At 62.5% G+C, this 5,715-nt stretch carries 5 protein-coding genes; 1 reads left to right on the forward strand and 4 read right to left on the reverse strand.

Translation table 11 applies throughout. From position 1 onward, the window contains the following. Both ilvB and EN925_RS20575 read right to left on the reverse strand, forming a co-directional pair. On the reverse strand, window positions 1-1,244 hold a 1,244-nt coding region (ilvB, locus tag EN925_RS20570), incomplete at its 3' end, for a biosynthetic-type acetolactate synthase large subunit (RefSeq protein ID WP_128336865.1). Between the two features lie 257 nt (window positions 1,245-1,501). Next, window positions 1,502-2,656 carry a DUF6600 domain-containing protein gene (locus tag EN925_RS20575; RefSeq protein WP_127385508.1) on the reverse strand — a complete coding sequence of 385 codons (1,155 nt, stop codon included), beginning with the start codon at window positions 2,654-2,656 and terminating at the stop codon, window positions 1,502-1,504. 420 nt (window positions 2,657-3,076) lie between these two features. Between EN925_RS20575 and EN925_RS20580 the strand changes: the two genes are divergently transcribed. Beyond that, window positions 3,077-4,879, forward strand: coding sequence for an NAD(P)/FAD-dependent oxidoreductase (locus EN925_RS20580; protein WP_128336867.1), 1,803 nt, complete (start codon window positions 3,077-3,079; stop codon window positions 4,877-4,879). A gap of 71 nt (window positions 4,880-4,950) precedes the next feature. On the opposite strand, the gene EN925_RS20585 is transcribed toward EN925_RS20580, so the two are convergent. Beyond that, a complete protein-coding gene (locus EN925_RS20585) occupies window positions 4,951-5,541 on the reverse strand; it encodes an HD domain-containing protein (protein WP_127369890.1) in 591 nt (196 codons plus the stop codon). Further along, the coding region (locus EN925_RS20590) for a TauD/TfdA family dioxygenase (protein WP_206632867.1) at window positions 5,538-5,715 on the reverse strand (178 nt) is incomplete at its 5' end. The genes EN925_RS20585 and EN925_RS20590, both read right to left, overlap by 4 nt.

The raw sequence follows: 5,715 nt of genomic DNA on the forward strand, positions 1-5,715 counted from the left end.
AAACGATAGTGCTGCGCCGCCCACATCTGGTGCTGGCCGACCTCGGTGGTGATGTAGGTGTCCATGCCCTTGGTCAGTTCGTAGAGCCGCTCGATGGCGTATTGCGGCATGATCACGTCGTTGTTCATCTTGTAGGCGAGCGAGTCGCGCGCACGCCATTTGGCGATCTGCTCCCACCAGGGGTAGAGCGCCTTCTTGTCGGCCTTGGCGCTCGCCCGCCACAGCCGCACCATATCCTCCAGCACCCGGCCGACATCGCCGATGATCGGCACCTCGGTGTGGACGTTCTTGTTGATCGACGACGGATCGATGTCGATGTGGATCTTCTTCGAGTTCGGCGAGAAGGCGGTCAGCCGACCGGTGATGCGGTCGTCGAAGCGCGCGCCGATGCAGATCATCACGTCGCAATCATGCATGGCCATGTTGGCTTCATAGGTGCCGTGCATGCCGAGCATGCCCATCCAGTTCTTGCCTGATGCCGGATAGGCGCCGAGGCCCATCAGCGTCGAGGTGATCGGGAAACCGGTGAGATCGACCAGTTCGCGCAGCAGATGGCTCGCTTCCGGGCCGGAATTGATGACGCCGCCGCCGCTGTAGATGATCGGCTTCTTGGCGCCCGCCATCAACTCGACCGCCGCCTTGATCTTCTCCAGGTCGCCCTGGACCTTTGGCTGGTAGCTGGTGCGTGGCGCGATCTGCGGCGGGACATAGAATCCCTTGGCGAACTGCACATCCTTCGGGATGTCGACGACGACCGGACCGGGACGGCCGGTGGTCGCGACATGAAAGGCCTCGTGGATGGTGGCGGCGAGCTCGTTGACGTCCTTCACCAGCCAGTTGTGCTTGGTGCAGGGGCGCGTGATGCCGACCGTATCGCATTCCTGAAAAGCGTCCGAGCCGATCAGCGAGGTCGGCACCTGCCCGGTCAGGCAGACCAGCGGGATCGAATCCATCAACGCGTCCTGCAGCGGCGTCACCGCATTGGTGGCGCCCGGGCCGGAGGTCACCAGCATCACGCCGGCCTTACCGGTCGAACGCGCATAGCCTTCCGCCGCATGGCCGGCGCCCTGCTCATGGCGCACCAGTATGTGCTCGACCTCGTCTTGCTGAAAAATCTCGTCATAGATCGGAAGGACAGCGCCGCCGGGATAGCCGAAGACATGCTTGACGCCATTGTCCTTCAGCGCCTGCACCACCATTTCGGCGCCCGTCATCTCGCGCCGCTCGTTCTGTCCGTTGCTCATCGGTCTGGTCCCGTACTGTCGCCATTGGGCGTTTGCTGGTCGTTTAGTCGTGTTTCAGGCAATAAAAAAGGCCCCCGAGGGAGCCTGTGTCTTGCGCATGGGGGGTTTTCGCCCGGCGGTTACACCGCCTTGCCCACGCGCTTTCCTACGAGAATGAGTGCTGTTTTCATGGTGGCGGACACTAAGGGCGGGCAAGGCGACCTGTCAACGGGAAAAATCACACCGGCGCGCACAGCGTGCCGGCGCGATTGAGGCGATCAGCGCGGCGCCTTGCAGCGGGAAACGCGCGGATCGCATCTGGACACCTTCCTCGCCTGCATCTTCGCTGGCGGATGGTGAGGTGCCACCCTTGCCGGGCCATGGTGCTGGGGCATATGCATTGCCATCGCCTGCTGATGCGGCTTCTGTTGCCCGGCACCGCGTGCAGGACGCTGCCCCGAGACCGGCTTGGCCGACCCCGGTTTGGCCGACGATTTGACAACGATACGTCCATCGCCCGCGGTCCTGTCGGCATGCAGCTTGAGCGCATCGGCCTTCGCGCCGTTGCCGGCGACCATCCGCTTGCGCACAGTGTTGCCAGGCTTCACGACGGCTGGATTGCTGGCAGCCACCGCGCCCGGGGAAATGGCCTTGCCGCCGATCGCAGTCTTGGGGCCCGCCACGATTTGCCCGTTCCCCATTGCATTGCCGGCAAGCTTCTTGATTTCGGCGCCCCTGGAAGCATCGAGACGTGCACTGGCAAACACGCCTTTGGGCGGAGGAACCAGTCTTGCCGCCTTGATCGAGTCGATGACTGGCTTCGGGAGTTGCTGCAGCCGGGGTCCGGCATTGATTGCAACCACCTGGTTGCCAAGCCGCACGCGTGGCGCATTGTTGACCGCGACCGTCTGGTTGATGAATGTCGTGTTGCGCACGATGACGACGTTCTCCTGAACCGGCCGCACCACCCTGACCAGATCCACCGCGCCGATCGCCGCCACCGGCACGAAACACCACCAGGCGTCGTCGAAGGCGGCACCGACGTCGGGCGGCGCCGGAGCCCAGCCGACATCATTGCCGCCCTGACGCCAGACCACCCAGGCTGGCGCCCATTGATCGCCGGCGATCCACACCCAGCCGAAATCGGGATCATACGCCCAGCGGCCATAGTGATAGACGACATCGCCGAATGGCTCGGTGGACTGCCAGTACCAGCCATTGTCAGTCCAGACCCACCTGCCTTCGGTGTAGGGCCGCCATTGGGTATGCACCGAGGGAACCCAGACATCGCCGAAGCGGCTGGAGGTTCGCCATCCGCCATAGTTCGAAAGCCTTTCGCGGACGGTGACGGAAATTTCCGCCGCATGCGCCTGTGTTCCGGGCAGCACCAGCGGGCCGGTCACCGTCGCACTCAAGGCCATGACCGCGGCCATTGCTGCAGCACGTCCACGCCGGCCGAGAGAGTGGCGTGAAGACGCTTGGAAAAAGGATATGATAATCATAACGGGCTCCAGAGTTCCGCATCCAGAAAATCCCGGGAACCGCCCTGCTGCCCGCCACCGCTTCCCGGCTTCTCACCGATCGGTTGTTATCGGCCCCGGTGACCGCATTGCGGCATTTGACCATCAACTTTGCGCGACCGGCGCGGCATTCACAAATGGGACGGTCGTTTCCGGCGCCCGGGCGATTGCGAAACCGCCGGGTGATCCCATTTTGCGAATAAACCATTGAAACCGCTGGAAACTATGGTGGGGCGTGACGAGGGCCGCCATCTCTGACGATACTTGATCGTCCGGCGGCAAGCCCGTCGGAGCCACCACCATGACGATCTGGATTTCACGGGAGGAAACCTGATGCTCGACAAGCCCTCTAGCAAGAAACTGTCTGACGTACTCGACCAATTCGGCGCCGCGCTTGCTGCCAATGACATCGAGAAGGCGGTCGATTGCTTTCAAGAAGATTGCTACTGGCGCGACCTCGTTACCTTCACCTGGAACATCAAGACCATGGAAGGCCGCGACCAGGTCCGCGACATGCTGAAAAGCCAGTTGTCGAACACCAGGCCATCGCACTTCGCCATCGCCAAGGGCGAGGACGCGACCGAGAGCGGCGAACTGATCGAGGGCTGGATCAGCTTCGAGACGGAGGCGGCACGCGGCTTCGGCCATATCAGGCTGAAGAACGGCAAGATCTGGACGCTGCTGACCACCATGGCCGAACTGAAAGGCCACGAGGAGCCGGCAGGCTTCGCGCGGCCGATGGGCGCCAGGCACGGCTCGGGCAAGAACCGTCCGACATGGAAGGAAGCGCGCGAGAGGGAAGCCGCCGAGCTCGGCTTCAAGACGCAGCCCTATACGGTGATCATCGGTGGCGGCCAGGGCGGTATCGCGCTCGGCGCGCGGCTGCGGCAGCTTGGCGTGCCGACCATCATCATCGAGAAGAACGAGCGTGCCGGCGACAGCTGGCGCAAGCGCTACAAGTCGCTCTGCCTGCATGACCCGGTCTGGTACGACCATCTGCCCTATATCGATTTCCCCAAGAACTGGCCGGTCTTCTCGCCCAAGGACAAGATCGGCGACTGGCTGGAAATGTACACCAAGGTAATGGAGCTGAATTACTGGTCCTCGACCGAGGCCAAAAGCGCTTCCTATGACGACAAGACGAAGGAATGGACCGTTGTCGTCCACCGTGACGGCAAGGACATCACGCTGAAGCCGAAGCAGCTGGTGCTGGCGACCGGACAGTCCGGCAAAGCCAATCTGCCGAAATTCAAGGGCATGGAGACCTTCAGGGGCGATCAGCACCACTCGTCGAAGCATCCGGGTCCCGACGCCTATGCCGGCAAAAAGGCCGTTGTCATCGGATCCAACAATTCCGCCCATGACATCGCTGCCGCACTTTGGGAAGCCGGCGCCGACGTGACCATGGTGCAGCGCTCGAGTACCCATATCTCCAGGTCCGACACGTTGATGGAAATCGGACTGGGTTCGCTCTATTCGGAGCAGGCGCTGCAGAATGGCATCACCACCGCCAAGGCCGATCTCATCTTCGCTTCGCTGCCCTACAAGATCCTGCACGAGTTCCAGATCCCGGCCTATGCCGAGATGAAGAAACGCGATGCGGCATTCTACAAGGGACTGGAAAAGGCCGGTTTCATGCTCGACTGGGGCGACGACGAGTCCGGCCTGTTCATGAAGTACCTCAGGCGCGGCTCTGGCTATTACATCGATGTTGGCGCATCGCAGCTGGTCATCGATGGTTCGATCAAGCTGAAGAGCGGCGTCGACGTCGAAGAGATCAAGCAGCACTCGGTTCTGCTCAGCGACGGGTCGGAACTGCCTGCGGACCTCATCGTCTACGCCACCGGCTACGGCTCGATGAACGGCTGGGCCGCCGATCTGATATCGCGCGAAACCGCCGACAAGGTCGGCAAATGCTGGGGCCTCGGCTCGAACACCACCAAGGATCCCGGCCCCTGGGAAGGCGAGTTGCGCAACATGTGGAAGCCTACACAGCAGGAAGCGCTGTGGTTTCACGGCGGCAACCTGCACCAGTCACGCCACTATTCACAATTCCTGGCGCGGCAGCTGAAGGCCAGGCAGGCCGGCTTGGCGACGCCGGTCTACGGGCTGCAGCAGGTGCATCACAAGGGGTAGGCGAGCGCGATTCCGGCGAAGCCGGAAGAAAGAAGGCAGGGCTTGCACCCTGCCTCCTTCCTTTGAGGGAATTACGCCGGCTTACCCGCCGCGAACTGCGTCACCACCCGCTGCAACAGCGGCACGTAATCGCGAAACGTCCGCGTCTTCATGTTGGCAATCTTGCCGCTCTCGTCCCAGATGCGGACCCGGACCGCTTCCTCACGGAACGGGTTCTTGCGGAACTCGGCCACCTCCTCGGCATTCATCGGCCCGCCCTGCAGCGACAGCGTGTGCACCGAGGCCGGCGAAAGCCTGCCAAAATAGGTCGGGTCGGTGGCGCAGAGATAGCGCTTGGCGGCGACATGCAGCCTGACGCATTCGACGATGACAGGTGGAAAGAACCGCGCCAGCACTTCGCCGCCGGCTTCGTCATGATGCTTGTCCTCGACATCCTCGGGCGAATAGGTGCCGAACTCGCTGGTGTAGTGGCCAATGTCGTGCAGCAGCGCCGCCGCCACCAGCTCGTCCGGCGCGCCGTCCTTTTCGGCGAACCAGGCGCCCTGCAGCATGTGCTCCGACATGGTGACGGGTTCGCCGAGATAGGATTCCGCACCCCGGCGCTCGAAGATGTCGGCGATGAATTCGACGATATTGTCCGCGTTCAAATCCTGGCCGCTCATTCCGCCGCCTCCTTGAACCCGTGTTCTATCGACGCGAGCGTCGACAGCAGGCCATCCTTGTCGGCGTAACAGCCCTGCAGCCAGCGCTTGCCGGTTCCGGAAAACGCCTTGCGGGCGTGCATGACGCGCGTGTTGTCGACGATGAAAGCCTGCCCCGCTTCGAGCTTGAACCTG

Source organism: Mesorhizobium sp. M7A.F.Ca.US.006.04.2.1, assembly GCF_004022915.1.
GTDB lineage: Bacteria > Pseudomonadota > Alphaproteobacteria > Rhizobiales > Rhizobiaceae > Mesorhizobium > Mesorhizobium ciceri.